The 1,252-nt window shown below is 64.1% G+C and carries 1 protein-coding gene; it reads left to right on the plus strand.

Features of this window, described 5'->3' with window-relative positions; all coding sequences use genetic code 11:
- Nucleotides 1–1,252: RHS domain-containing protein (locus tag AC1DRJ_RS28255; protein ID WP_477805040.1), on the plus strand; the 1,252-nt coding region annotated here is incomplete at both ends.

Here is a 1,252-nt window from a genome sequence, read left to right on the forward strand (position 1 = left end):
CTGACGGTTCGGAGTTGATCACGGGTTACGAGCGAGATTCGGCCGGGCGGTTGCTGGTCAAAACCCTGCCCGACGGTATCAAGGTCGACTACCGCTACGACAGCCTCGGCCGCCTGATCAGCGTCGACGACGGCCACGACCATCCGCTGGAGTTCGAATACGACTCACAGGACCGGCTGATCACCGAACATCAGAGCTGGGGCACCCTGCGCTATGGCTACGACGCCTGCGGTCAACTCAATCGCCTGCGCCTGCCGGACGGCAGCAAACTCGATTACCACCACGCCAAGGGCGGCGCACTCACCGCCATCGACCTCAACGGCGCGCGGCTCACCACTCACCAATTTGCCTTCGGCCGCGAGCAGCAACGCCATCAGGGCCAGCTCACCAGCCACTACCACTACGACGAACAAGGCCGATTGCAGGCCCACGCCATCCACCAGCAAACCCGGCCGCTGTACATGCGCCATTACGGCTACGCGGTCAACGGCAACCTGGCCACCGTCGCCGACAGTCGACACGGCCAACGCAGCTATTACTACGACCCGCTCAACCGCCTGACCCGCGTCCGCCACACCCGCGACACCCCACCGGAAACCTTCGCCCACGACCCCGCCGGCAACCTGCTGATGCAGGATCGCCCCGGCGCCGCGACCGTCAAAGGCAATCGCCTGCTCATACAAGGCGACCGCCACTACGACTACGACGCCTTCGGCAACCTCATTCGCGAACGCCGCGGCACCGGGCAAAAACTCGTCACCGACTACCGCTACGACTGCCAGCACCGCTTGATCGGCATCACCACCCCGGACGGCCGCAGCGCCAGCTACCGCTACGACGCCTTCGGCCGCCGCATCGCCAAAACCGTCGACGGCCACACCACCGAATTCTTCTGGCAAGGCGATAACCTCATCGCCGAAAGCAGCCGCGAACACTACCGCAGCTACCTCTACGAACCCGGCAGCTTCCGCCCGTTGGCGATGCTCGATGGCAAAGGCCCGCGCAAAGCCTGCCCGTTCTACTACCAACTCGACCACCTCGGCACGCCGCAGGAACTGACGGATTACAGCGGCGAAATCGTTTGGTCGGCGAAGTACAACGCCTACGGCAAAGTCACGCAGCAGGCGTTTGGCGGGGGCGAGCAGCTTGAGCAACCGTTGCGCTTTCAAGGGCAGTACTTCGACGCCGAGAGCGGCCTGCACTACAACCGGCATCGGTACTATGATCCGGGGGTTGGACGGTATCTGACGCC

The sequence above is a fragment of the Pseudomonas sp. P5_B2 genome (assembly GCF_056400445.1).